This is a genomic window from Planomonospora sp. ID82291 (genome assembly GCF_015711645.1).
Taxonomy (GTDB): domain Bacteria; phylum Actinomycetota; class Actinomycetes; order Streptosporangiales; family Streptosporangiaceae; genus Planomonospora.
Genome location: NZ_JABTEX010000005.1, coordinates 95,432 through 118,559 on the forward strand (window position 1 = coordinate 95,432; position 23,128 = coordinate 118,559).

The following is a 23,128-nucleotide window of genomic DNA, read 5'->3' on the forward strand; positions in this document are numbered from 1 at the left end:
ATCCGGCGGGCCCGGGAGGAGCGGCGGCGGCCGGATCCGCGGACCGCCCGGCGGGCACGGCCGCGCCCGCGGCGCCGGGCGTCCCGGGCCGGGCGCGGGCCCGGCGGCACAATGAAGGCATGATCTGCGACTCCTGCAAGGACCGCCGCCACGAGGACTGCCGGGGCGGGACGTGGTGCGACTGCCAGCACCAGCCCTCCGCCGAGCCCCGCGAGTCCCCGCTGGACTGGCCCCGCCAGGGCTGAGGCCCCGCCGCCGGCCGCCGTCGAGAACCGCCGTCGAGAACCGCCGCCGAGAGCCACCGTCGAGAACCGCCGCCACCGGCCCCCGGTGGGCGCCGCCGGCCGCCGCCGGGGCCGCCGGGAGGGCCGGACCCGGCCCCGGGGACAAATGCGAGACCAAGACCACGTCCAGAGTGTGGACCCGATATTGGACATCTCGGGCCGCCAAGGTATCGTCATCGACATGCCAGCGGACCCCATGCTCGTCGTGCGACGCCACGTCGACCTCCTGCGTGTCCGCAGCGCGATCTGTCGCAACGCCCGTTGACCGTCGCCCTCCGCTGATTCCATCCGGCTCGGCGCGCGACAGGCGTTCTTCCCCGGAGCGACCGCTCCCCACGGAGTAGAACCGGCCCCCGCACTCGACGATGAGGCGGGAGGAGCCTGTGCGTGTCCGTCACGTCTTCCCTTCCATCCGTAAGGACGCGCACATGACGACCCCGGCCCGCCCGGCCAACCGCCACCACAAGCGCCCGAAGGGCGAAGGCCAGTGGGCTCTCGGCTACCGAGAGCCGCTGAACAAGAACGAGGAACTGAAGAAGAACGACGACGGGCTCAACGTCCGTCAGCGGATCATCGACATCTACTCCAAGGGCGGGTTCGACTCCATCGACCCGGCCGACCTGCGGGGCCGGATGCGCTGGTACGGCCTCTACACCCAGCGCAGGCCCGGGATCGACGGCGGCAAGACCGCGGTCCTGGAGCCCGAGGAGCTCGACGACCGCTACTTCATGCTCCGCGTCCGCATCGACGGCGGCCGGCTCGACCTGGAGCAGCTGCGCACCATCGCCGACATCTCCAACCTCTACGGCCGCGGCACCGCCGACGTCACCGACCGGCAGAACATCCAGATCCACTGGATCGAGATCGAGTCGGTCCCCGACATCTGGGCCCGGCTGGAGGCGGTGGGCCTGTCGACCACCGAGGCCTGCGGCGACGTCCCCCGCGTCATCATCGGCTGCCCGCTCGCCGGGATCGACACCGACGAGGTCCTCGACGCCACCGACCAGGTCCGCCAGATCTACGACGACTACGTCGGCAACCCGGACTTCTCCAACCTGCCGCGCAAGTTCAAGACCGCGCTGAGCGGCTGCCCGGCGCACTGCACCGTGCACGAGATCAACGACATCGCCTTCGTCGGCGTCGTCAACGAGCGGGGCGAGGCGGGCTACGACCTGTGGGTCGGCGGCGGCCTGTCCACCAACCCGATGCTCGCCAAGCGCCTGGGCGTCTTCGTCACCCCCGAGCGGGCCTCCGAGGTCTACGGCGGGGTGATCGGCATCTTCCGCGACTACGGCTACCGCCGCCTGCGCCACCGGGCGCGGCTGAAGTTCCTGGTCAACGACTGGGGCACCGAGAAGTTCCGCGAGATCCTCGAATCCGAGTACCTCGGGTACGCGCTGCCCGACGGTCCCGCGCCCGCGGCGCCGCGCAGCGACCGCCGCGACCACGTGGGCGTCTTCCCGCAGAAGGACGGCAACTTCTACGTCGGCTTCACCCCCCGGGTCGGCCGCCTCAGCGGGGACAAGCTGCACCTGATCGCCGACATCGCCGAGCGGCACGGCTCCGGCCGGGTCCACACCACGATCGAGCAGAAGATGGTCGTCCTCGACGTCGCCCCCGACCAGGTGGACGGCCTCGTCGCGGAGCTGGAGGCCAACGATCTGCAGGTCACCCCCTCCACCTTCCGCCGCCAGACCATGGCCTGCACCGGCATCCAGTTCTGCAAACTGGCGATCGTCGACACCAAGGACACCGCCTCCCACCTGATCGACGAGCTGGAGGCCCGGCTGCCGGACTTCGCCGAGCCGCTGACCATCAACGTCAACGGCTGCCCGAACTCCTGCGCGCGCGTCCAGACCGCCGACATCGGCCTGAAGGGCCAGCTCGTGGTGAACGACGCCGGCGAGCAGGTGGAGGGCTTCCAGATCCAGCTGGGCGGTTCGCTGGGGGCCGACTCCGGCTTCGGCCGCAAGGTCCGCGGCCTGAAGGCCACCGCCGCGGAGCTGCCCGACTACGTCGAGCGGGTCCTGCGCACCTTCGAGAAGCAGCGCAACGAGGGCGAGACCTTCGCCGCCTGGGCGCGGCGGGCCGACGACGCGGACCTCAAGTGAGCGGGAGAGCGGTCCCGTTCCACTGCCCGTACTGCGGTGACGAGGACCTGGAGCCCTACGAGGGCGACGGCGGCTGGTACTGCCGCTCGTGCGCCCGCGCCTTCAAGCTGAAGTTTCTCGGAATCGGAGTGGTGAGATGACCCTGGTGGACGTGGAGATCGGATTACGTCAGCAGCGCGAGACGCTCGACCTGCAGGACATCGTCGAGTCCGCCGCGCGCTTCCTGGAGGACGCCTCCGCCATCGAGATCATCCGCTGGGCGGCGGCGACCTTCGGCGACCGGCTCTGCCTGACCGCGTCGATGAGCGACGCCCTGATGATCGACCTGGTCAGCAGGGTCAAGCCGGGGGTGGACGTGCTGTTCATCGACACCGGCTACCACTTCGCCGAGACGATCGGCACCCGGGACGCGGTCCGGCAGGTCTACGACGTCAACGTGATCGACGTGCGGCCGTCCCGGACGGTGGCCGAGCAGGAGCGCGACCTCGGTCCGCGGCTGTTCGGCCGCAACCCCGACCTGTGCTGCTTCCTGCGCAAGGTCGAGCCGCTCAACCGGGCGCTGGAGCCGTACCTCGCCTGGGTGTCCGGCATCCGCCGCGACGAGGCCAGCACCCGCGCCGGGATCAAGGTCGTGGAGTGGGACGCCAAGCGCCAGATGGTCAAGATCAACCCGATCGCCCGCTGGACGCAGGACGACGTCGACAACTACATGACCGACAACGGGGTGCTGGTCAACCCGCTGCACTACGACGACTACCCCTCGATCGGCTGCGCCCCCTGCACCCGCCAGGTGGCCCCCGGCGAGGACCCGCGCAGCGGCCGGTGGGCCGGGATGGGCAAGACCGAGTGCGGCATCCACACGTGAGCCGTCCCCCGCTTCCCGGGGTCCGGCCGGTCCCGCTGATCGCCGTGGCGCACGGGTCCCGCGACCCGCGCGCCGCCGCGACGGTGGAGGAGCTGCTGGACCTCGTGCGGCGGGCGCGGCCGGAGCTGCCGGTGCGGGCCGCCTACCTCGACCACGCCCCCGCGACGCTCGCCGGGGCGCTGGCCGGGCGGACGGAGGCGGCCGTGCTGCCGCTGCTGCTCACCGAGGCCTACCACAGCCGGGTGGACATCCCCGGCGCGCTGGCCGAGGCCGCGGCCCGGCAGCCCCGGCTGCGGGTGCACCGGGGCGCGACGCTGGGCCCGCACCCGCTGCTGACCGCCGCCCTGGAGCGGCGGCTGGCCGAGGCGGACGTGGCCGCCGGCGACCCGGAGACCGCGGTGGTGCTGGTCTCGGCGGGCTCCGGCGACCACCGGGCCAACGCGACCGTCGCCCGGATCGCCCGCGCGTGGTCCCGGCGCGGCTGGTGGGCGGTGGCCGCCGCCTACGCCTCGGCCGCCGCGCCCGCTCCGCAGGCGGAGGTCCGGCGGCTGCTGGCCGCCGGGGCGCCCCGCGTGGTCGTGGCCCCCTACCTGCTGGCCCCCGGCCACTTCGCCGACCGGATCCGGGCGGACACCCTCGCCGCGGGCGCGGCGGCCGTGGCGGACGTGCTGGGCGCGGCCCCGGAGGTGGCGTCCGTGCTGCTGGAGCGGTACGGCCAGGCCCTGCGGGCGGCCGAGCGGTCAATCACCGCCTAGCGGGTAGGCGCCGGAGGGCACCGGCACGGACTCGTCGGCGAACCGGCAGCCCGGCCCGCTCTCGCACGGCTCGCTCGTGTAGAGGTCCGCGGTGATCCGCAGGTCGGCGCGGCTCCGGCCCGCGAGCTGCACGACCCGCTGCGCGTCGTCCCCGTCGACCAGCGGGGACCCCAGCTTCGCGACGGAGCCGGCGGGCACCACCGCGATCTCCACCCGCTCCCGGTCCGAGACCGTCGCCAGGGCCGCGGTGAACTCGTCGCCCACTCTCTGATCGCACGTGTAGACGTTGTGGTACCTCCCGCCCTCCCAGAGCAGCACCTCCGCCCCGGACGGGCAGTACACCGTGATCCACGTCTGCTGACGCCGCGCCTGATCGGGGATGTCGAACACGATCCGCCTCCCCATCTCGGAGAAGCGCTCCGACAGGACGGTCGTGGTGACCAGGCGGGCGCCGTACCGCTTCTCCGGCTGGGACATGACGCCGGTCCAGACGTCCTGGGGGACCACGTCCGCGGTCCCGGCGGGCAGGGCGACGGCCATCACGGCGGCGAGGCCCGCCGCCGCCGCCCCGCCCGCCGCGCCGAGGCGGCGGCGCCTGATGCGGCGGGCCCGCCGGTCGACGTCGGCCACGGTCACGCCCCTGCAGGGACCGCCGCCGCTGTCGGTGTCGAGGAGATCGCGCAGATCGTTCTCAGTGATCGTCATTTCAGCTCCGAGGTGAGCGCGGCCCGGGCCGCGGGATCGACGCGCAGCTTGGCCAGCGCCCTGGCGGCCTGACTGCGCACGGTGGCCACCGAACAGCCGAGGACCCCGGCGATCTCCGCGTCGGGCAGGTCGGCGAAGTAGCGCAGGACCAGCACCGCCCGCTGCCGGGCGGGCAGCGCCGCCAGCACCGAGCGCACCTCGTCGCGCGTCCCCAGATCGGCCGCCGGATCCCGGCCCGCCTCCTCCGGGAGCGTCTCGGTCGGGACCTCGCCCTTCCACCTCCGCCGCCACCAGGTGGCGTGGGTGTTGGCCAGGATCCGGTACACGTACGGGTCGGGGTTCTCCCCCACCCTGCGCCAGGCGAACCACGCCTTGGCCAGCGCCGTCTGCACCAGGTCCTCCGCCGTGCCCCAGTCGCGGCAGAGGAGGTACGCGGTGCGCAGCAGACGGGCCGAGCGCTGCTCGACGTAGCGCTCGAAGTCGGCCCGGTCACGCATGCGGTGGTCCTCACTGATCGGTGGCAGTCCCCGATCACTACCGCCCGGCCCCCGCCGGACGTTGCACGCCCCGGAGAATCCGCGTTCAGCGCGGCGGCCCCGGGGCCTGCGGCGGACGGGGCGGCTCCGGGTACCGCGGCGGGTACGGCTGCCCGTACGGGTCCTGCTGCGGGTGCGCCTGCCCGTGCGGCGCCTGCCCCAGGTGCCCCTCCCAGTGCGGAGCGGGCGGCGGCAGTTGCCGGTACGGCTCGCCCGTCAGCTCCCCGCGCAGCTCGCGCCACTGCTCCCGCCAGGCGGCCCAGACCTTCTTGGTCCGCCCGGCCCGGGCGTCGCCGATCACCTTGACGTCGCCCATCAGGGCGAACGCCTTGACCCGGATCAGCGGCACGTTCGCGCCGGTGGGCGCCTCCAGCACCTCGACCTTCTTGTCCCCCATGATCGCGATGCCCTCGAGCTCGACGTCCACCCCGTCCGGGACGATGATCTTCACGTCGCCCATGACCGCCGCGGCGGCGATGTCCACCACGCCGGTGCGGACCTCGGCCTCCCGCAGGTCGAGCACGACGTCGCCCATCACGGCCACCGCGCCGAGTTCGCCGTCGATGCGCCACTTGCCGCGCCGTTTGGAGTCGCCCATCACCGCCACGAACCAGCGCCGCGCCCGGCCGCCCCTCTCCCCCCGCACGGGCGCGTAGGCCGGCGCGGAGGCCGGCTGCCCCGCCGGCGGCAGGTCGGAGGTGATGACGGCGAGCTCAGCCAGGGTGACGGCGCTGTAGGCCGCCTCCGTCCGCTCGGTCAGCTCGCCGAGGGTCAGTCGCCCCTCGACCGAGGCGACCCGCAGCTGCTCGACGACGGCTTCCCGCTCGTCGTCCGACGCTCGAATTCCACCCGGATCACTCACAAGTCACAACATATCGCGAGTATCCCGGAGCGGTCTCCTCCCCGAGGAGGAGTCCGGCCGTCCCCCGGACGGTGCAGGCCCCGCGGGTGCCACACCGCTCCGCACGGCGCCGTCCGGAGCGCACCGGCCGGACCGCGCGGACCGCGACGCGCGAGAAGCCGCGCCGCCGCACGGCGCCGTCCGGAGCGCACCGGCCGGACCGCGCGCCGCACGGTCCCGCTCCACCGGCGCGGGCCCCGGTCCGCCTATGATCCGGAGGCATGTACCGAGAGCTTCTGGACGCCGCGGCCGACGGCGACGCCGAACGGGCCGAGACCCTGCTGCGGAAGGGCACCCCCGCCGACCCGGCGGACGGCGCGGGATCCACCGCCCTCTACCGGGCCGCGGCGGCCGGCCGCACCGGCCTCGTGCGGGTCCTGCTGGAGGCCGGGGCCGACCCGGGCCGGATCAGCGGCGGCGCGGAGGACGGCGAGGATGACGGGCTGCCGCTGTGCGCGGCGGCGGCCGGCGGGCACGTCGAGGCGGTCGAGGCGCTGCTGGCGGCCGGGGCCGATCCCGCCGGGCGGGAGTCCGGCGGCTGGACGCCCGTGCTCTGGGCGGCGTCCGGCGGGCGCGCCGGGGCGCTGCACGCGCTCCTGGAGGCCGGGGCGGGCGCCGAGGACGCCAACGACGACGGCGACACCCCCCTCACCCTGGCGGCCCGGCGCGGGGCGCTGGGCGCGGTGCGGGCGCTGCTGGAGGCCGGGGCGGACCCGGCCCGGCCGGACGGCGAGGGCGACACGCCGCTGTCCATCGCCTACGACTGGCTCGGCACGCAGCTGGAGAGCGCCCTGCTGGACCAGGTCGCCGACCAGGCCCCCGAGGACGCGGAGTTCGTCGTGGGGCGCTCGCGCGCCGAGGACGGCACCGACCTGGTGACCGTCACCGCGGTGGACGGCGAGGGCAGGCCCGCGGTCCGGCTGGAGTGCCAGCGGGGCCACGCGGCCGTCGCCACCCTCCTGGAGGACGCGACCGGCGAGCGGCTCCCCTTCGACGAGCTGGTCGAGCGGGCGCTGCCGTACCGGGACGTCGACGAGGAGGCCGAGACCTGGTGGACGGTGGCCGGCTCGCTGCAGAAGCGCGGCGACCGCGAGACCTTCGAGGACGCCGTGCGCCTGTGCGTCAGCGAGGACCCGCGCCGGCGCGAGCTCGCCGTCGACGTGCTCTCCCAGTACGGCTTCACCGAGGAGGCGAAGCCCTTCCTGGAGGAGAGCCTGCCCGTGCTGCGGCGGATGGCCGCCACCGAGGGCGACGAGCGGGTGCTGCGCTCGGTGCTCGGCGCGCTCGGCCACCACGCCGACCCGCGCGCGCTGCCCGAGGTGCTGGAGATCGTCACCGCCGAGGGCTGGACCCGCACCGAAGCCGATCCGGCCGCGCTGGCCGCGGTCCTGCCGCCCGGTCACGCCGAGGGCCTGGCGCTGCTCGTCTCGATGACCCGCGATCCCGACCCGGACGTCCGCGACTGGGCGACCATGGGCCTGGCCGGCCTGGAGGAGGACACCCCGCTGATCCGCGACGCGCTGGCCGTCCGGCTCGACGACGAGGACCTGGGCACGGTGGCCGAGGCCGCGCGGGGACTGGCCCGGCGGGGCGACCCCCGGGCGCGGGCGGGGATCGAGCGGGTCCTGGCCGAGAGCGACGACGACTACGCCCGGGACATCGTCACCGGCCTCTGAGCCACGGCTTCCGGACCACCGGGCGGCGGGCGCCGGGTGCGAAGTCCGGCGGCGCATGGGGTTACCCATCAGTATCCGGACGAATAACCTCTATCACGACATGCGGCCGTTCGCACGGGACGCATGCGCACGGAACGAAGAGGCAGACGGAAAAGACCCGGCGACCGGCGTGGACCGCGCCGGGCGATCGCACGCGGAGGCCGCACGTGACCCACGACGTCGTCAACCAGGTCCCCCCGCTCACCGGCCACGACGTGTCCGCCGACGCCGCCCTCACCGAGGGCCTGGCCCGCGAGGGCGCCGGGTGGGCCCTGGAGGAGCTGCGCCGGCTCGGCGCGCTCGCCGGGTCGGAGCGGGCCGCCGAGTGGGGGCGGCTGGCCAACGAGCACCCGCCGGTGCTGCGCACCCACGACCGCTACGGCCACCGGATCGACGAGGTCGAGTTCCACCCCGCCTGGCACGAGCTGATGGCCGTGGCGGTGGCCGGCGGCCTGCACGCGGCCCCGTGGGCCGACCCGCGGCCGGGTGCGCACGTGGCCCGGGCCGCCGGGTTCTACGTCTGGAGCCAGGTCGAGGCCGGGCACGGCTGCCCGGTCTCCATGACCTACGCGGCCGTCCCGGCGCTGCGCCACGCCCCGCAGCTGGCCGCCGAGTGGGAGCCCCGGCTGGCCTCCCGCGAGTACGACTTCGGGCTCCGGCCGGCGGCGGCCAAGCGCGGCGTGCTGGCCGGGATGGCGATGACCGAGAAGCAGGGCGGCTCCGACGTGCGCGCCAACGCCACCCGGGCCGAGCCGCTGAGCGACGGAACCTACGCCCTCACCGGCCACAAGTGGTTCAACTCCGCCCCGATGTGCGACGTGTTCCTCGTCCTGGCCCGGGCACCGGGCGGCCTGACCTGCTTCCTGCTGCCCCGTGTGCTGCCCGGCGGGGACCGCAACGCCATGCGCCTGATGCGGCTGAAGGACAAGCTGGGCAACCGGTCCAACGCCAGCGCCGAGGTGGAGTACCACGGCGCCCTCGCCTGGCGGGTCGGCGAGGAGGGCCGGGGCGTGCGGACCATCCTGGAGATGGTCAACACGACCCGGCTGGACTGCGTGATCGGCTCGGCCGCCGGGATGCGGTACGGCCTGCGCCAGGCGGTCCACCACGCCGCGCACCGCAGCGCGTTCGGCCGCCGCCTGGTCGACCAGCCGCTGATGCGCAACGTCCTGGCCGACCTGGCCGTGGAGGCGGAGGCCGCGACCGCGCTGATGACGCGCCTGGCCGGGGCGACCGACCGGGCCGCCGCCGGGGACGCCGCCGAGGCCGCGCTGCGCCGCACCGCGCTGGCCGTCGGCAAGTACTGGGTGTGCAAGCGGGCGCCCGCCCACGCGGCCGAGGCGATGGAGTGCCTGGGCGGCAACGGCTACGTGGAGGACTCGCAGCTGCCGCGGCTGTTCCGCGAGTCGCCGCTGAACGGCATCTGGGAGGGGTCGGGCAACGTGGCGGCGCTGGACGTGCTGCGCGCCCTGGGCCGCGAGCCGGAGGCGCTGGAGGCGTTCCTCGGCGAGGTCGCGCTCGCCGCCGGGGCCGACCGCCGGTTGGACGACGCCGCCGGCCGGCTGCGCACGTCGCTGTCCGACCCCGCCGACCTCGAGTCCCGCGCCCGCCGGATCACCGAGGACATGGCGCTGGTCCTGCAGGGCTCCCTGCTGGTGCGGCACGCGCCCGCGGCCGTCGCCGACGCCTTCTGCGCCTCCCGGCTGTCCGGTGAGGGCGGCCGGGCCTTCGGTACGCTGCCCTCCGGGCTGGATCTTGACGCCGTCATCGGCCGGGTCGCACACCCCGGCGCCTGAACGGCGTATGTTCGCTCATGAAGATTGATCGATCGAAAGGACATCGCCATGGCGACGACCCGTACCGCGACGACCCAGTGGAAGGGCTCCCTGATGGAGGGCTCCGGCACGGTCGCGCTGAACTCCTCCGGCGTGGGCACGTTCGACGTGTCCTGGCCCTCGCGCGCCGAGCAGGCCAACGGCAAGACCTCTCCGGAGGAGCTGATCGCGGCCGCCCACTCGTCCTGCTTCTCGATGGCCCTGTCGCACGGCCTGGCCCAGGCGGGCACGCCGCCGCAGTCGGTGGAGACGAAGGCCGACGTCACCTTCCAGCCGGGTGAGGGCATCACCGGGATCGTCATCTCGGTCCGCGCCCACGTCCCGGGCATCAGCGCCGAGCAGTTCCAGACCGCGGCCGAGACGGCCAAGGCCAACTGCCCGGTGAGCAAGGCCCTGGCCGGCACCACGATCAGCCTCGACGCCGAGCTGCTGAGCTGACCTCAGCGCCCCCGCGTCCCCGCGGCCGCGTACGCCCCGCGCGGGCGCGCGCGGCCGCGTTCCGCGCCCCGCCCGCACCGCGCCGTACCCGCGGACGGGACGGAAAAGGCCGGCACCCCCTGCGCGGGGGGCCCGACTGGAGCAGAATGGGGATACATGCGCGACGTCTGGCCGGGAGAGCCGTACCCGCTCGGTGCCACGTGGGATGGTGTGGGCACCGGTTTCGCCCTGTTCTCCGAGGTGGCCGAACGGGTGGAGCTGTGCCTGTTCGACGAGGACGGCCGCGAGGAGCGCGTCGACCTGCCCGAGGTCGACGGGTTCGTCTGGCACGGCTACCTGCCGGGCGTGATGCCCGGCCAGCGGTACGGCTACCGCGTCCACGGGCCCTACGATCCCTCCCGGGGGCACCGGTGCAACCCCGCCAAGCTGCTCCTCGACCCCTACGCCAAGGCGATCGAGGGCGAGCTGTCGTGGGACGAGGCGCTGTTCTCCTACCGGTTCACCGATCCGGCCGCACGCAACGACTACGACAGCGCGCCCTTCGTGCCGAAGACCGTGGTGGTCAACCCGTTCTTCGACTGGGGGGCCGACCGGCCGCCCCGCACGCCGTACCACCAGACCGTGATCTACGAGGCGCACGTGCGCGGGCTCACCATGCGCCACCCGGCGGTCCCCGAGGAGCAGCGCGGCACCTACGCGGGGCTGGCCCATCCGGCGGTCCTCGACCACCTGCTGGGCCTGGGCGTGACGGCGGTGGAGCTGATGCCGGTGCACCAGTTCGTGCCGGAGCACGCGATGGTGGCCCGGGGGCTGACGAACTACTGGGGCTACAACACGATCTCCTACCTCGCGCCGCACAACGGCTACGCCTCCAGCGGGCGGCGCGGCGAGCAGGTGCTGGAGTTCAAGGCCATGGTCAAGGCGCTGCACGAGGCGAACATCGAGGTCATCCTCGACGTGGTCTACAACCACACCGCCGAGGGCGACCACATGGGGCCCACGCTCTCCTTCCGGGGCATCGACAACACCGCCTACTACCGGCTGCACGACGGCGACCGGCGCTACTACCTCGACTACACCGGCTGCGGCAACTCCCTCAACGTCCGCTCCCCGCACGCGCTCCAGCTCATCATGGACTCCCTGCGCTACTGGGTGCTGGAGATGCACGTGGACGGCTTCCGCTTCGACCTGGCCTCCGCGCTCGCCCGCGAGCTGCACGACGTCGACCGGCTGAGCGCGTTCTTCGACCTGATCCAGCAGGACCCGGTGATCTCGCAGGTGAAGCTGATCGCCGAACCCTGGGACGTGGGGCCGGGCGGCTACCAGGTGGGCAACTTCCCGCCGCTGTGGACCGAGTGGAACGGCAAGTACCGCGACACGGTCCGCGACTTCTGGCGGGGCAACGGCTCGGCGCTGCCGGAGTTCGCCTCCCGGCTGACCGGCTCGGCGGACCTGTACGCCACCTCCGGCCGCCGCCCGGTGGCCTCGATCAACTTCGTCACCGCGCACGACGGGTTCACCCTGAACGACCTGGTCTCCTACGACCGCAAGCACAACGAGGCCAACGGGGAGAACAACCGCGACGGCACCGACGACAACCGGTCGTGGAACTGCGGCGCCGAGGGCCCGGTCGAGGACCCGGCGATCATACGGCTCCGCCGCCGCCAGCGGCGCAACTTCCTGGCCACCCTGTTCATCTCCCAGGGCGTGCCGATGCTGGTGGCCGGCGACGAGCTCGGCCGGACCCAGAACGGCAACAACAACGCCTACTGCCAGGACAACGAGGTCTCCTGGATCGACTGGTCGCTGGCCCGGACCGAGGCCGACCTGCTCGGCTTCGTCCGGGCCCTGTCGGAGCTCCGGCGCGACCACCCGGTCCTGCAGCGCCGCCGGTTCTTCCACGGCCGCCCGGCCCCGGACGGCGTGCGCGACATCGTCTGGCTCACCCCGGCGGGGACGGAGATGTCGGCGGCCGACTGGCACACCGGCTACGCCAAGTCGCTGGCGGTCTTCCTCAACGGCGACGCCATCACCGAGCCGGGCCCGCGCGGTGAGCGGATCGTGGACGACTCGTTCCTGCTGCTGATCAACGCCCACCACGGGGACATGGCCTTCACCCTGCCCGACGCGCGCTACGGCTCCACGTGGCGGACGGTGCTGGACACCGCCGACGAGACCGCCCGGGACGAGCCGTTCCCCGACGAGTTCTGGCCGCCGGAGTCCGTGATCGCGGTGACCGCGCGCTCGATGCAGATCCTGTGCTGCGCCAGGACGGCCCGGGAGTGACCGCCCGGGGCCGTCCAGGACCGCCCGGGCCGCGGGCCCAGGTCTCCGGCGGCGAGCCGGGCCTACCGGCCCGTCGCGACCGTGGCGGTGAGCAGGACCAGCACGAAGGTGGTCACCCCCGCCAGGCCGTGCAGCAGCACCGCGAGCACCGGGAAGCGCTGCTCGGCGCCGCGCGCGTGGCGGCCGCCGCCCAGCCAGCGGGTGAACATGACGAAGCCCAGCAGCGCGGCGGCCGAGAGCACGCCGAAGGAGAGCCAGGCGAAGAACCGCTGGTGGGTGAGCACGTGGGCGATCCAGCAGCCCAGCGCGGAGACCGCCAGGACCGGGTGGGCGAAGACCAGCGCCGCGGGGAACCGGGTGACCTTCGTCGCCTGCTGCCGCAGGCCCCCGCCGGACAGCCACAGGTACAGCAGGTGGATCCCGACCATCGCGGTGATCGACCATGTCACGATCGCGATCAGCCCCACACGCCCTCCCCGGTCTTCTAAGAAATCATGTAACGGCGGGCCCGCGAAGTCACCGGGGGCGCCGGATCCGTTATCGACCGGTGGCTGTGCCAGGGTGGGGGGATGCGTCTCCTGCACCCCGCTCCCCCCGCCGACGCCGACGTCGATCTCGCGCTCGCCTACGCCTATCCCGGCCCGCGGTGCGTGCGGGTCAACATGGTGGCCAGCGCCGACGGCGGGATCTGGCTCAAGGGCCTGTCCGGCGGGCTGTCCGGCGCGGGCGACCGGCGGGTCTTCGGGGTGCTGCGCGGGCTGGCGGACGTGATCCTGGCCGGGGCCGAGACCGTCCGCAGCGAGGGGTACGGCCCGGCCCGGCCGAGGGAGTCCTGGCGGGCGCTGCGCGCGGGCCGTCCCGCCGCCCCGACGATCGCCGTGGTCACCCGCGGCCTGGAGCTGGACCTGGACTCCCCGCTGTTCACCGAGGCGGAGCCGGACGCCCGCACGATCGTCGTCACCTGCGCGGCGGCTCCGGCGGACCGGCGCGCGCGGGCGGCCAGGCACGCCGACGTGATCGTGGCCGGGGACGACCGGGTGGACCTGGCCGCGGCGGTCGGGGAGCTCGGCGAGCGGGGGCTGGGCCGGATACTGTGCGAGGGCGGGGCCCGGATCAACGGCCAGCTCGCCGCCGCGGACGTGATCGACGAGCTCTGCCTGACGGTCAGCCCGGTGCTGGTCGGCGGGTCCGCCGCCCGGGTCCTCGCCGGTCCGGACGTCCTCGCCCGCCTCCGCCTCGCCCACGTCCTGGAGGAGGACGGCTTCCTGTTCACCAGATATGTCCGGTCTTCTTCCTGAATTCCATGGACATGGCCGAGCAGAAACGATATATCTCGACTATGGATAGATCATCACCCGGCGACGAGCTGCGCGCGGCGGTCGAGGCCCGGCGCGAGCTGGGCCCCGAATTCGAGGACTCCCTGGTCGAGGGCTTCCTGGAGAAGATGGACACCGAGATCGACCGGCGGGTGGACCAGCGGCTCGCGGCCCACACCCCGGCGGTCCGCCCCTCCGTGGCCGCCGGGCAGCGACTCGCGCTCGCGATCGTCTCCCTGAGCCTGGGCGTGATCGCCACCGTGGGCCTCGCCTTCGCGGGAGACCACGCCCTCTATCTGATCGCGTTCATCTGGTTCGGCATCGTCGGGGTGAACTTCGCCTTCACCAAGGGCGGGCAACCATCCGGCCCGCACCGCAGGCCGCAGCGGTAACCGGATCCGCCCGCCCCCGCGGGACCGGCACCCCAGACCGGCGCCCCAGAACGGCACCCCGGTGCGAGACCTCGGAACGGCGCACCCGCCGGTGCGAAGCTACGGTCCGGCCACCCCCTTACGGGAAACCGAATGACGTTCTAGAGTCGGCGCATGAGCATCGGGATCACCGAGGAGCACCGGGCGCTCGCGGCCTCCGTCCACGGGTTCGCCGACCGGAACATCACGGTCCGCGGCATGGGGCACGAGCCCTTCCGCACCGCCCTGGCCGCGCAGGGACTGCTGGGGCTGCACCTGCCCGAGGAGCACGGCGGGCAGGGCGGCGGACTGGCGGAGCTCTCCGTCGCGCTGGAGGCCCTGGGCGAGCACTGCGCTCCCGGGTCCCACCTGCCCACCGTCCTCGCCTCGGCGATCATCGCCCGTGCCGGGTCCGCGCACGGGCTCCTGGCGGCCCTGGCCGACGGAACCCTGACCGCCGCCGTCGCCCTGCCCGGCGGCGCCCGCGCCGCCGCCCCCGGCTCCGCCGCACGGAGCTCCGCCGCCTCCGGCCCGGCCCCTGGAACCGCTCCGGATACCGCCCGGCCGGACACCCCTGCCCCGCACGCCGCTTCGGACACCGCTTCGGACACCGCTTCGGACACCGCTTCGGACACCGCTTCGGACACCGCTTCGGACACCGCTTCGGACACCGCGGAGCCTGATGCTCCCGCCCCGGACGCGGTCCTGCCCGGGAACCTCCTGACCGCGCTGGGCCCGCCCGACGCCGATCTCGTCGTCCTGCCGCTCGCCGACGGCCGGTGGGCCGCCCTGGACCGGGCCGACTGCCTGACCGCGCCGCTGGAGGGCGTCGACCCGACCCGGCCGCTGACGGCGGTGGCGGCGGTGGCCGTACCGGCCGGCCGGGTGCTGGACGGGGTGACGGCGGAGCTGGTGAACGGCCTGGCCGTCGTCCTGCTCGGCGCCGAGGCCTGCGGCGTGGCCGCCTGGGCGGTGTCCACCGCCGCGGAGTACGCGAAAGTCCGCGAGCAGTTCGGCCGTCCCATCGGCCAGTTCCAGGGCGTCAAGCACCGGTGCGCCGCCATGCTCGTCGCCCTGGAGCAGGCCCGGGCCGCGGTGTGGGACGCCGCCCGGGCTCTCGACGCCGCCGCCCCCGCCGCCGCCGGTCCCCGTGCCGCCTCGCCCGGCTCCGAGCCGGGCGGAGAGAGCGAGGAGAGCCCGGCGGTTCCGGCCGGGGAGACCGCCCTCGCGGTGGCCGCGGCGGGGGTGCTCGCCGCGGACGCGGCCGTGCGGTGCACCGCCGACGCGATCCAGGTGCTGGGCGGGATCGGCTACACCTACGAGCACGACGCCCACCTGTACTACCGCCGCGCCCTGTCCCTGCGGGCGCTGAGCGGCGACCCGGGGGAATGGGCCGAGCGCACGGCCGTCCTGGCCGCCGCCGGGGCGCGCCGGGCGGCGGAGCCGGACCTGCCCGCCGAGGCCGAGTCCTTCCGCCGGGAGGTCCGCGCCGCCGTCGCCTCCCTGGCCGCGGAGGAGCCGCTGACCCGGCTGGCCCGGTTCGCCTCCGAGGGCTGGCTCATGCCGCACCTGCCGGAGCCGTGGGGCCGCGCGGCCTCGCCGCTGGAGCAGGTCGTCATCCATCAGGAGTTCCGCGCCGCCGGGGTCGGGCGCCCCAACCTGGCCATCGCCGCCTGGGCCGTGCCGTCGATCGTCCGGTACGGCACGCCGGAGCAGCGGGAGCGCTTCCTGCCGAAGACCTTCACCACCGAGATCACGTGGTGCCAGCTCTTCAGCGAACCCGGCGCCGGGTCCGACCTCGCCGCGCTGTCCACCAGGGCCGTGCGGGTCGAGGGCGGCTGGTCCCTGAGCGGCCAGAAGATCTGGAGCTCCCTCGCCCAGTACGCGCACTGGGGCATCTGCCTGGCCAGGACCGACCCGGACGCCCCCAAGCACGAGGGCATCACCTACTTCCTCGTCGACATGTCCTCCCCCGGCGTCACCGTCCGCCCGCTGAAGGAGATCAACGGGGACGAGATCTTCAACGAGGTCTTCCTCGACGACGTCTTCGTCCCCGACGACCTGGTCGTCGGGGAGGCCGGGCAGGGCTGGAAGATCGCCCGCGACACCCTGTCCCACGAGCGCGTCGCCCTCGGCGACTCCTGGGGCCCCGGCTCGCGGCACACCGACATGGCCGAGCTGATCGGCAGGCTCGGCGGCCCGGAGGCGCTCCGCCCCGCCGCGCTGGAGCAGGCCGGACGGCTGTGGGCCGAGGGCCAGGCGATCTCCGCGCTCGGGCTGCGCGTCACCCTCTCCCGGCTCTCCGGCGCGGACTCCGGTACGGCCTCCAGCGTTCGCAAGCTCCTCGGCATGCGCCACTCCCAGGCGGTCTCCGAGTTCTGCTGGTCGATCGCCCCCGCCTCGCGGTACTGGAACCGGATGGTCCTCGCCACCCGGGCCTTCACCATCGGCGGCGGCACCACCGAGATCCAGCTGAACATCGTCGCCGAGCGCGCCCTCGGCCTCCCCCGGGACCCGTGACCGCCCCGCGCCCCGCCGTACGGCAGGGCGCGGGAGGGCCGTTCAGGCCCGGCGGTAGACCCGCGCGAGGTGGGCGTAGACGATCGTGTTGCCGGTGTAGCTGCGGGTCGCGTGGTCGAAGGCGCCGCCGCAGGTGACGAGGCGCAGCGCGGGGTAGTCCACGTCGCCGTAGACGCGGGCCGTGGGGAAGGCGTCCTTGGCGGCCAGTTCGCTCCCGTCGACCGCGAAGACGGCCACGGCGCCGTCCCGGCGCAGTACCTGGATCTGGTCGCCGCGCCGGAGCCGGTCGAGGCGGGCGAAGACGGCGGGCCCGGTGCGGGTGTCGAGGTGGCCGGTGATGACGGCGGGACCGCGCTCGCCGGGAGCCGGGCCGCCGGTGTACCAGCCGGCGAGGTCCGGAGGATCCAGCGGCGGGTTCTCGATGGCGCCTCCGGCTCCGAGTCCCAGCCGCATCACCCGGGCCGTCACTCCGATCCTGGGGATGTGCACGGTCAGCGGCACCGACCTCTTCACCGGCCGGGCGAACGTGTAGGCCAGCGATCCGCCGGAGGCCACCGGCACCAGCGGACGGCGCGGCGTGTCCGCCGGGGAGGCGGCCGACGAGACCTCCGCCGGCGGCGCCGGGCGCCCGGCCGCCGCAGAGAGGACGCCCTCCTCCACCAGGATGCGGCCGACGCCGAGCCCGCACAGCAGCAGCCCGGCCCCGGTGGCCAGGACCGCCGCTCCGAATGCGGGCCGCCGCCCGGTGGACGGCACCGGCTACGCTTCGCCCGGCCGACGGCACCGTACGGAGAGACCCGCCAGCCCGGCTCCCAGCAGCAGCGCCGCGCCGCCCGCGGCGAGGGGCCAGTCACCGGACCGGACCTGCGGAGCGAGGCCGCCCCCGCCCGTCTGCGGGGCGCCGTCCGGGATCCTGCGCCGCTCGTCGGCGTTCGGGTCCCACGAGTCGGCGGGCAGGGAGGCCGGGGCCCGGGAGACCGTCTCCCCCGGCACGGCGGTCCAACTCTGCCCGGAGGTGCCCGACCCGCCCCCGCCCGGAGCGGTCGGCCAGGTTCCGCTGGAGGGCGCCGCCGGCGTGCCCGGCCAGCCCTTCGTCCCCTTGTCCGCGCCCTTGCCCCAGGAGTCCTTGCCCGTGTCCTTGTTCCAGGAGTCCTTGCCCGTGCCCTTGCTCCGGGAGTCCTCATCCGCGCCCGCGCCGCCCGCGCCCTCGTCCCGGGAAGGCGTCCCCGCGGCGGTCTTCTCCGGCCGGGACACGCCCGAGGCGTCCCGTCCCCCGCCCGCGGTGCCGCCTCCGGCTCCCCCGCCGCCGGACGCGCCTCCGGGCCGCCCGCCGTCCCCGCCGGAGGCGTGCGCCTCCGACGAGGTGGAGCCCGAACCCAGCGCCCCCGCCCACACGTCGTCCCGGCCGCTCGACGCTCCCGCGCCCGGCCCCGGTGTCTCCCGGTCGCTCGACGCTCCCGCGCCCGGCCCCGGTGTCTCCCGGTCGCCGCGTCCCCGGGCCGGCCCTCCGGCCTGTCCCACCGCCTGTCCCGCCGTACCGCCCGGCCGGGAGGCACACGGCGGCAGGATCGTCTCGCACGTGGCCGACGCCGCCTGCCCGTCCGCCGGCGACGCCTGGGCGGCGGCGGCGCCGATCCCGGCCGCCAGGGCGGCGCCTCCGAGCGAGAAGGCCGTCACCGCGCCCACTGCCGCGAGACGTCGTGCTCCTGCGATTGCCGCCACAGTTCTGCTCCCGGTGCCGAGGTGTCCGCGTGTCTTCGATACACGGCCGAGCTTCGCCAACCGGCGGAGCGGGAGGCAAGCGGTGCGATCGGGAGGCGGTTCATCGTTTACCGGAATCAGACGCAGACTTTGCCGTCCGGCCCGTTATCCGCGCGACCGCGCCGTGAATGGGACGGGTCCGTCCCGGAGCCGCCTCGGTGGCGGGACCGGGCTCTCGACGGGACGGACCGCGATCACCCGTCCCGCTCTCCGGTCCCGGGCGCTGGCGCGCCGCCCGGCCGGCGGCATTCGAACCGTCCCGTTGATCCTCGGAACGGCCGGACAGATGATCTCATCCCTCATCTGGAAGGTGAAAACCCCCCACATCAGCAAGGACGCCGGATCGGGCGTCCCAGGGTGCTTCACCCTCCAAGATTTTTCTTCCCGAGGTGGCGTTCGCGTAGAGTCAGGACATGGACAAGGTGGTCAAGAGCGACGCCGAGTGGCGCGCCCAGCTCTCTCCCGAGGAGTTCCAGGTGCTCCGCCAGGCGGGCACGGAGCGTCCCTTCACCGGTGAGTACGTCGATACCACGACCGTGGGCGTCTACGGCTGCCGCGCCTGCGGCGCCGAGCTGTTCCGGTCGGACACCAAGTTCGAAAGCCACTGCGGCTGGCCCAGCTTCTACGAGCCCTCCGCGTCCGAGGCCGTCACCCTGATCGAGGACCGCTCCCTCGGGATGGTCCGCGTCGAGGTCCGCTGCGCCCGCTGCGACTCCCACCTCGGCCACGTGTTCCACGGCGAGGGCTACGCCACGCCCACGGACGACCGCTACTGCATCAACTCCGTCTCGCTCCGGCTGGAGCCCGCCGAGTAGGCACGCTCCCGGCCGCCTCCCCGCAGGCGCCTCCAGGTCTTCCGTCCGCCCGCACGAGTCCGCCCGCGCGCGCGAGTCCGTCCGCGCGAGCAGGTGAACGGACGCTCGAACGCGGGTAAAGGATACTACGCACCGTGCGCGACGATCTCCACAGAGTCACCTTCCTCCCGAGGAGTCCCCCGTGCATCTCCGTCACAGGTGGGAGATCATCGAGACCATCGGCAGGGTGGTCACCCAGCGCTGCGCGGTGTGCGGCAAGACCCGGGTCAGGATCCGGTGACCGCCCCGGGTCCCCCGGCCCCGGCCGCGGAGGATCCCGGCCTCGGAAGGGCCCGCGCTACCGCCTCGGCCGAGGGTAGGTGACCCGGCAGGTGGAGTCGTCGGGGCCGAGCACGTTGGCCAGGACCGGATTGCCGTTCTCCCCGAACTCCGCCTGGACGAAGACCACGGGGTCGTCCTCCCCGACCTCCTCCGCGAGGTAGTCGAGGCCCGTCTCGCACAGGTCGATCGCCTGCTTGGAGTTGTCAGCGGACTCCGGAAGATCGGTGTAGATCCGCAGGTATCCCCCGACCAGGCGGATGTCCTTCACCCGTCCGGCCGCCCTGCTCCGCTGGAAGTACGCGACGGCCCCGGCGTCGGTGTGCTTGGACCGCCCCGCCGCCTCGGCCGTTCCGCCGTCCGCGCCCTTCCCTGCGGATTCCGCCTTCTTGACGGGCTCCGCCTTCTTGACGGATTCCGCCTTCTTGACGGGCTCCGTCCCCCCGGGCGGCTCCGCGCTCCCGCCCTCCCGGGGGCCGCGGGCCCCGGGCTTCCCGGCGGACGCCTCGCCGGTCCCGGCGGACTCCTTCTCCGGCGCCTCGCCGGCGCCGGACCCCTTCGCGGGTCCGCCCGCCGCGGGCTCCCGCGCCGCGCCGCCGGGGCCTCCGCCGGACGCGCCCGCGCCGTCGAGTCCCGCGGTCACCATCGGAGACCGCCGGCCGTCCGGCCCCGCCGGCCCGGAGGGCGCCACCTGCGGCGCCCCCGCCTGCGGGAGCGCCGCGACCGCCTCCGGTGCCGGTCCCCCCGCGGAGGGCGGTGTCTCCAAGGTCTTCCCGGCGGCGCCCGGGGCCTCACCGGACGACGAGCTCACCACCACGATCCCGGCGACCGCGACCGCCAGGGCGGCGGCCCCCACGGACGCCTCCCGGCTCCACCGCCGGGACCTCTTCCTGCGGTGGCCGCCTCTGTGCCGCCCGGAACGCACCAGACCTTCGCCCTTGGTCACCTTGGCCTCGCACTCAGGAGATTTTTCCTGAGTATGACAAAATTTTGAAACGAGGCCGCCCCTTTCCGCCAGGGCTTTGCCTTCTCCGGCGGAGCCGTTCTACGGCAGGGCGTTGACCAGCTCGCTCACCGGCTTGCGGATGCCGGTGTAGAAGGGGATCTCCTCCCGGGTGTGCCGCCGGGCCTCGGCCCCGCGCAGGGTGCGCATCAGGTCGACGATGCGGTGCAGTTCGTCGGCCTCGAAGGCGAGCATCCACTCGTAGTCGTTCAAGGCGAAGCAGGCGACCGTGTTGGCCCGCACGTCGGGGTAGTCGCGGGCCATCATGCCGTGCTCGGCGAGCATCCGGCGGCGGTCGGCGTCGTCCAGGAGGTACCACTCCAGGGAGCGGACGAACGGGTAGACGCTCACGTAGGCGCGCGGCTCCTCCTCGGCGAGGAACGCCGGGATGTGCGACTTGTTGAACTCCGCCGGGCGGTGCAGCGCCATCGCCGACCAGACCGGCTCGGTCAGCCTGCCCAGGTCGGTGCGGCGGAACCGCGCGTAGGTCTCCTGCAGGTCCTCGGCGGTCGGCGCGTGCCACCAGAACATGAAGTCGGCGTCGGCGCGGAAGCCGCCGACGTCGTAGACGCCGCGGGTCACGACGTCCTTCTCGGCCATCTGCGCCAGGAGGTCCTCGACCTCGCCGGCCAGGCCCTCCCGGTTGCCCGGGCAGCCGTCGCGCAGCCTGAAGACCGACCACATCGTGTAGCGGATCACCTGGTTCAGGTCACGCGCCCTGGGCCGCTGGTTCTCGTCCGTCGTCCTCACCCTCTCATCAGGAACTCTGCTTCCCACCCTCCAAACCTAGCGAGGAGGGCGGCCGGTCCGTCCCGCGGGGAACGGGCCCGCGGACCCTTCCCCGGGCCCGCTCACCGGCTCCTTTCCCGGGCCCTGGCCCGGCGCCCCGGTGCCGCCCCCGGCCCCGGAGCCTCCCCTCCCCGGCCCTTCCGGCCGCCCCTCAGGCGACGGAGGAACCGCTCTGCCGGGAGGCCAGGTGGTCCAGGACCCGGGCCGCCGCCGTACGCGCGGTGGCGATGCAGGCGGGAATGCCGACGCCGTCGTAGGCCGCGCCGCACAGGGCCAGGCCGGGCTGGGCCGCGACCGCCGCGCGGATGCGGGCGACCCGGTCCAGGTGGCCCACGTTGTACTGCGGGAGCGAACCGCCCCAGCGGGTGACCCGGGAGTCCAGGGGCAGGCCCCGTACGCCCAGGATCTCGGCCGCCTCCGCCATCGCCAGGGCGACCAGCTCGGCGTCGTCGCGCTGGAGCAGGGCCTCCTCCCCGAGCCGGCCGATCGAGCAGCGGAGCACGACCAGGTTGGGGTCGGCCTCGGCCAGGTGCGGCCACTTGACCGAGCTGAACGTCGCCGCCTTGACCGGGCGGCCCTCGACCGGCGGGACCAGGTAGCCGCTGCCGGTCGGCGCCTGCGGGAACGCCACGCGCGGGTAGGCCAGGGTGACGATGGCCATGCTGGCGTACTCGATCCTGGCCAGCTCGGCCGCGGCCTTGGGCACCTCCTCGGCGAGCAGCCGGCCGGCCGCGGGGGCCGGGGCGGCGATGACCACCGCGTCGGCCTCGATCACCTCGGGATCGGGCACCGGTCCGGCCACCAGCCGCCAGCCGCTCTCGGCGCGGCGCAGCTCCCGGACCATCACCCCGGTCCTGACCTCCGCTCCGGAGGCGGCGGCGACGGCCTCGGGCAGACTGCCCATGCCGCCGCGTAGGGTGGCGAAGACGGGGCCCGCGTCCTTGGGCGTCTCGGCGGTGATCTTCCGGGCGGCGGCGAGCAGGGAGCGCTCGGAACGGGCGACCGCGGCGATCCGGGGCATCGTCGCGTCCAGGGAGAGCGCCTCCGCCCGTCCGGCGTAGACGCCGCCGAGGATCGGCTCGATCAGCCGGTCCACCACCTCCCCGCCCATCCGGGCGCGGATGTAGGCGGCCACCGAGACGTCGGTGGTGACGAGCGTGGCCGGCATGATCTGGTCCAGCGGCACCCTCGCCAGGCCCGCGAGGCTCAGCACGCCCGAGCGGGCCAGGGCCGCCAGGTCGGACGGGACGCCCATGACCTGCCCCTTCGGCATCGGCCGCAGCGCCCCGCCGACCAGCAGGGCCGCCTGGGCGCCCCCGGGGTGCCGCAACTCCTCACCGAGCCCGGCCGCTCTGGCCAGGTCCCTGCCCTCGGACCGCCGTACGAGCATCGCCTCGGCTCCGGCGTCGACCGCGACCCCGGCGACCTCGCTCACCTGGAGCTTGCCGCCGATCCGCCCCGCGCCGTCGAGAACGGTCACCCGGACGTTCCCACCGCCCTGCCGCAGATGCCACGCCGCGGCCAGACCGGCGATCCCGCCGCCGACGACCACCACATGACTCCGGTTCCCTTCCATGACTCCTGACCGTACCGCTCCCCGGCGGCCGTCCGCGTCCGGCCCCGGCCGCGCCGTCCCCGCCGCCCGCCGTACGGCTCCGCCCGCCGCCGCGGGACACGTGGCCAAGGGGAACGTGGCCGCGGGGAACGTGACGGCATCGTGACCCGCCCCGCCGAACCCGTGCTCCGCGCGCCCCGTCTCCAGGTG

At 74.4% G+C, this 23,128-nt stretch carries 24 protein-coding genes; 15 read left to right on the plus strand and 9 right to left on the minus strand.

All coding sequences use genetic code 11. The features are described 5' to 3' along the window. Window positions 1–119: 119 nt before the first annotated feature. The 6 genes from HS045_RS35635 to HS045_RS28375 all read left to right on the plus strand — a co-directional run bounded on the left by HS045_RS35635 (window position 120) and on the right by HS045_RS28375 (window position 4,015). Window positions 120–245, plus strand: coding sequence for a hypothetical protein (locus HS045_RS35635; protein WP_255531957.1), 126 nt, complete (start codon window positions 120–122; stop codon window positions 243–245). Window positions 246–465: 220 nt separating this feature from the next. Beyond that, complete coding sequence (locus HS045_RS36455; RefSeq protein ID WP_373293860.1) at window positions 466–549, plus strand: putative leader peptide; 84 nt, start codon at window positions 466–468, stop codon at window positions 547–549. A 163-nt stretch (window positions 550–712) separates the two neighbouring features. Then, a complete protein-coding gene (locus HS045_RS28360; RefSeq protein WP_196454582.1) occupies window positions 713–2,395 on the plus strand; it encodes a nitrite/sulfite reductase in 1,683 nt (560 codons plus the stop codon). Then, entirely contained in the window at window positions 2,392–2,535 is a 144-nt protein-coding gene (locus HS045_RS28365) for an Insertion element protein (RefSeq protein WP_196454583.1), read from the plus strand. Before HS045_RS28360 ends, HS045_RS28365 begins: the two co-directional genes overlap by 4 nt. After that, window positions 2,532–3,260 (plus strand): phosphoadenylyl-sulfate reductase, encoded by a 729-nt coding sequence (locus HS045_RS28370; RefSeq protein ID WP_196454584.1) that lies wholly within the window; start codon window positions 2,532–2,534, stop codon window positions 3,258–3,260. The genes HS045_RS28365 and HS045_RS28370 overlap by 4 nt, the downstream gene beginning before the upstream one ends. Further along, window positions 3,257–4,015 (plus strand): sirohydrochlorin chelatase, encoded by a 759-nt coding sequence (locus tag HS045_RS28375; RefSeq protein WP_307827770.1) that lies wholly within the window; start codon window positions 3,257–3,259, stop codon window positions 4,013–4,015. Before HS045_RS28370 ends, HS045_RS28375 begins: the two co-directional genes overlap by 4 nt. Here HS045_RS28375 and HS045_RS28380 read toward each other — a convergent pair. The 3 genes from HS045_RS28380 to HS045_RS28390 all read right to left on the minus strand — a co-directional run bounded on the left by HS045_RS28380 (window position 4,001) and on the right by HS045_RS28390 (window position 6,118). Beyond that, window positions 4,001–4,720, minus strand: a complete 720-nt coding sequence (locus tag HS045_RS28380) for a hypothetical protein (protein WP_196454585.1) — start codon at window positions 4,718–4,720, stop codon at window positions 4,001–4,003. The two genes, HS045_RS28375 and HS045_RS28380, sit on opposite strands and share 15 nt — an antisense overlap. Continuing rightward, window positions 4,717–5,217 (minus strand): SigE family RNA polymerase sigma factor, encoded by a 501-nt coding sequence (locus HS045_RS28385; protein WP_196454586.1) that lies wholly within the window; start codon window positions 5,215–5,217, stop codon window positions 4,717–4,719. Before HS045_RS28385 ends, HS045_RS28380 begins: the two co-directional genes overlap by 4 nt. 85 nt (window positions 5,218–5,302) lie before the next feature. Further along, entirely contained in the window at window positions 5,303–6,118 is an 816-nt protein-coding gene (locus HS045_RS28390) for a DUF1707 domain-containing protein (protein ID WP_196454587.1), read from the minus strand. A gap of 260 nt (window positions 6,119–6,378) precedes the next feature. Between HS045_RS28390 and HS045_RS28395 the strand changes: the two genes are divergently transcribed. The 4 genes from HS045_RS28395 (at window position 6,379) to glgX (ending at window position 12,431) form a co-directional block, all read left to right on the plus strand. Then, on the plus strand, window positions 6,379–7,833 hold the full coding sequence (locus HS045_RS28395) for an ankyrin repeat domain-containing protein (RefSeq protein ID WP_196454588.1): 1,455 nt from the start codon (window positions 6,379–6,381) through the stop codon (window positions 7,831–7,833). A gap of 206 nt (window positions 7,834–8,039) precedes the next feature. Next, window positions 8,040–9,668 (plus strand): isovaleryl-CoA dehydrogenase, encoded by a 1,629-nt coding sequence (locus tag HS045_RS28400; RefSeq protein WP_196454589.1) that lies wholly within the window; start codon window positions 8,040–8,042, stop codon window positions 9,666–9,668. Window positions 9,669–9,716: 48 nt separating this feature from the next. Next, on the plus strand, window positions 9,717–10,145 hold the full coding sequence (locus HS045_RS28405) for an OsmC family protein (RefSeq protein WP_196454590.1): 429 nt from the start codon (window positions 9,717–9,719) through the stop codon (window positions 10,143–10,145). Window positions 10,146–10,301: 156 nt separating this feature from the next. Continuing rightward, a complete protein-coding gene (gene glgX, locus HS045_RS28410) occupies window positions 10,302–12,431 on the plus strand; it encodes a glycogen debranching protein GlgX (protein WP_196454591.1) in 2,130 nt (709 codons plus the stop codon). Between the two features lie 62 nt (window positions 12,432–12,493). Here glgX and HS045_RS28415 read toward each other — a convergent pair whose 3' ends face one another. Then, window positions 12,494–12,898 (minus strand): hypothetical protein, encoded by a 405-nt coding sequence (locus tag HS045_RS28415; protein ID WP_196454592.1) that lies wholly within the window; start codon window positions 12,896–12,898, stop codon window positions 12,494–12,496. A 102-nt stretch (window positions 12,899–13,000) separates the two neighbouring features. Between HS045_RS28415 and HS045_RS28420 the strand changes: the two genes are divergently transcribed. The 3 genes from HS045_RS28420 (at window position 13,001) to HS045_RS28430 (ending at window position 16,677) form a co-directional block, all read left to right on the plus strand. Beyond that, entirely contained in the window at window positions 13,001–13,729 is a 729-nt protein-coding gene (locus HS045_RS28420) for a pyrimidine reductase family protein (protein WP_196454593.1), read from the plus strand. A 41-nt stretch (window positions 13,730–13,770) separates the two neighbouring features. Further along, window positions 13,771–14,139 (plus strand): hypothetical protein, encoded by a 369-nt coding sequence (locus tag HS045_RS28425; RefSeq protein WP_196454594.1) that lies wholly within the window; start codon window positions 13,771–13,773, stop codon window positions 14,137–14,139. 153 nt (window positions 14,140–14,292) lie between these two features. Beyond that, on the plus strand, window positions 14,293–16,677 hold the full coding sequence (locus HS045_RS28430; protein ID WP_196454595.1) for an acyl-CoA dehydrogenase: 2,385 nt from the start codon (window positions 14,293–14,295) through the stop codon (window positions 16,675–16,677). Window positions 16,678–16,719: 42 nt separating this feature from the next. Here the strand turns inward: HS045_RS28430 and HS045_RS28435 are convergent, their stop codons facing one another. Both HS045_RS28435 and HS045_RS28440 read right to left on the minus strand, forming a co-directional pair. Then, on the minus strand, window positions 16,720–17,433 hold the full coding sequence (locus tag HS045_RS28435; protein WP_196454596.1) for a class F sortase: 714 nt from the start codon (window positions 17,431–17,433) through the stop codon (window positions 16,720–16,722). A gap of 3 nt (window positions 17,434–17,436) precedes the next feature. Further along, window positions 17,437–18,399 carry a hypothetical protein gene (locus HS045_RS28440; protein ID WP_196454597.1) on the minus strand — a complete coding sequence of 321 codons (963 nt, stop codon included), beginning with the start codon at window positions 18,397–18,399 and terminating at the stop codon, window positions 17,437–17,439. A gap of 452 nt (window positions 18,400–18,851) precedes the next feature. Between HS045_RS28440 and msrB the strand changes: the two genes are divergently transcribed. After that, complete coding sequence (msrB, locus tag HS045_RS28445; protein WP_196454598.1) at window positions 18,852–19,253, plus strand: peptide-methionine (R)-S-oxide reductase MsrB; 402 nt, start codon at window positions 18,852–18,854, stop codon at window positions 19,251–19,253. Between the two features lie 337 nt (window positions 19,254–19,590). Here the strand turns inward: msrB and HS045_RS28450 are convergent, their stop codons facing one another. From HS045_RS28450 to hemG, 3 genes are all read right to left on the minus strand, one after another. Next, on the minus strand, window positions 19,591–20,427 hold the full coding sequence (locus HS045_RS28450; protein WP_196454599.1) for a hypothetical protein: 837 nt from the start codon (window positions 20,425–20,427) through the stop codon (window positions 19,591–19,593). A 189-nt stretch (window positions 20,428–20,616) separates the two neighbouring features. Next, complete coding sequence (gene hemQ / locus HS045_RS28455) at window positions 20,617–21,324, minus strand: hydrogen peroxide-dependent heme synthase (RefSeq protein WP_374191423.1); 708 nt, start codon at window positions 21,322–21,324, stop codon at window positions 20,617–20,619. Window positions 21,325–21,514: 190 nt separating this feature from the next. Next, window positions 21,515–22,939 carry a protoporphyrinogen oxidase gene (hemG, locus tag HS045_RS28460; protein ID WP_196454600.1) on the minus strand — a complete coding sequence of 475 codons (1,425 nt, stop codon included), beginning with the start codon at window positions 22,937–22,939 and terminating at the stop codon, window positions 21,515–21,517. On the opposite strand from hemG, the gene HS045_RS28465 reads away from it, so the two are divergent. After that, window positions 22,938–23,084: a hypothetical protein gene (locus HS045_RS28465; protein WP_196454601.1), complete on the plus strand. Its 147-nt coding sequence runs from the start codon at window positions 22,938–22,940 to the stop codon at window positions 23,082–23,084. The two genes, hemG and HS045_RS28465, sit on opposite strands and share 2 nt — an antisense overlap. Window positions 23,085–23,128 lie beyond the last annotated feature (44 nt).

Excerpts from the sequence above, each read along its gene's own strand:
- HS045_RS35635 (WP_255531957.1), top strand. The coding sequence starts at position 120 with ATGATCTGCGACTCCTGCAAGGACCGCCGCCACGAGGACTGCCGGGGC.
- HS045_RS36455 (WP_373293860.1), top strand. The coding sequence starts at position 466 with ATGCCAGCGGACCCCATGCTCGTCGTGCGACGCCACGTCGACCTCCTG.
- HS045_RS28360 (WP_196454582.1), top strand. The coding sequence starts at position 713 with ATGACGACCCCGGCCCGCCCGGCCAACCGCCACCACAAGCGCCCGAAG.
- HS045_RS28370 (WP_196454584.1), top strand. The coding sequence starts at position 2,532 with ATGACCCTGGTGGACGTGGAGATCGGATTACGTCAGCAGCGCGAGACG.
- HS045_RS28380 (WP_196454585.1), bottom strand. The coding sequence starts at position 4,720 with ATGACGATCACTGAGAACGATCTGCGCGATCTCCTCGACACCGACAGC.
- HS045_RS28385 (WP_196454586.1), bottom strand. The coding sequence starts at position 5,217 with ATGCGTGACCGGGCCGACTTCGAGCGCTACGTCGAGCAGCGCTCGGCC.
- HS045_RS28395 (WP_196454588.1), top strand. The coding sequence starts at position 6,379 with ATGTACCGAGAGCTTCTGGACGCCGCGGCCGACGGCGACGCCGAACGG.
- HS045_RS28405 (WP_196454590.1), top strand. The coding sequence starts at position 9,717 with ATGGCGACGACCCGTACCGCGACGACCCAGTGGAAGGGCTCCCTGATG.
- glgX (WP_196454591.1), top strand. The coding sequence starts at position 10,302 with ATGCGCGACGTCTGGCCGGGAGAGCCGTACCCGCTCGGTGCCACGTGG.
- HS045_RS28420 (WP_196454593.1), top strand. The coding sequence starts at position 13,001 with ATGCGTCTCCTGCACCCCGCTCCCCCCGCCGACGCCGACGTCGATCTC.
- HS045_RS28425 (WP_196454594.1), top strand. The coding sequence starts at position 13,771 with ATGGATAGATCATCACCCGGCGACGAGCTGCGCGCGGCGGTCGAGGCC.
- HS045_RS28430 (WP_196454595.1), top strand. The coding sequence starts at position 14,293 with ATGAGCATCGGGATCACCGAGGAGCACCGGGCGCTCGCGGCCTCCGTC.
- msrB (WP_196454598.1), top strand. The coding sequence starts at position 18,852 with ATGGACAAGGTGGTCAAGAGCGACGCCGAGTGGCGCGCCCAGCTCTCT.
- HS045_RS28465 (WP_196454601.1), top strand. The coding sequence starts at position 22,938 with ATGACTCCTGACCGTACCGCTCCCCGGCGGCCGTCCGCGTCCGGCCCC.
- hemG (WP_196454600.1), bottom strand. The coding sequence starts at position 22,939 with ATGGAAGGGAACCGGAGTCATGTGGTGGTCGTCGGCGGCGGGATCGCC.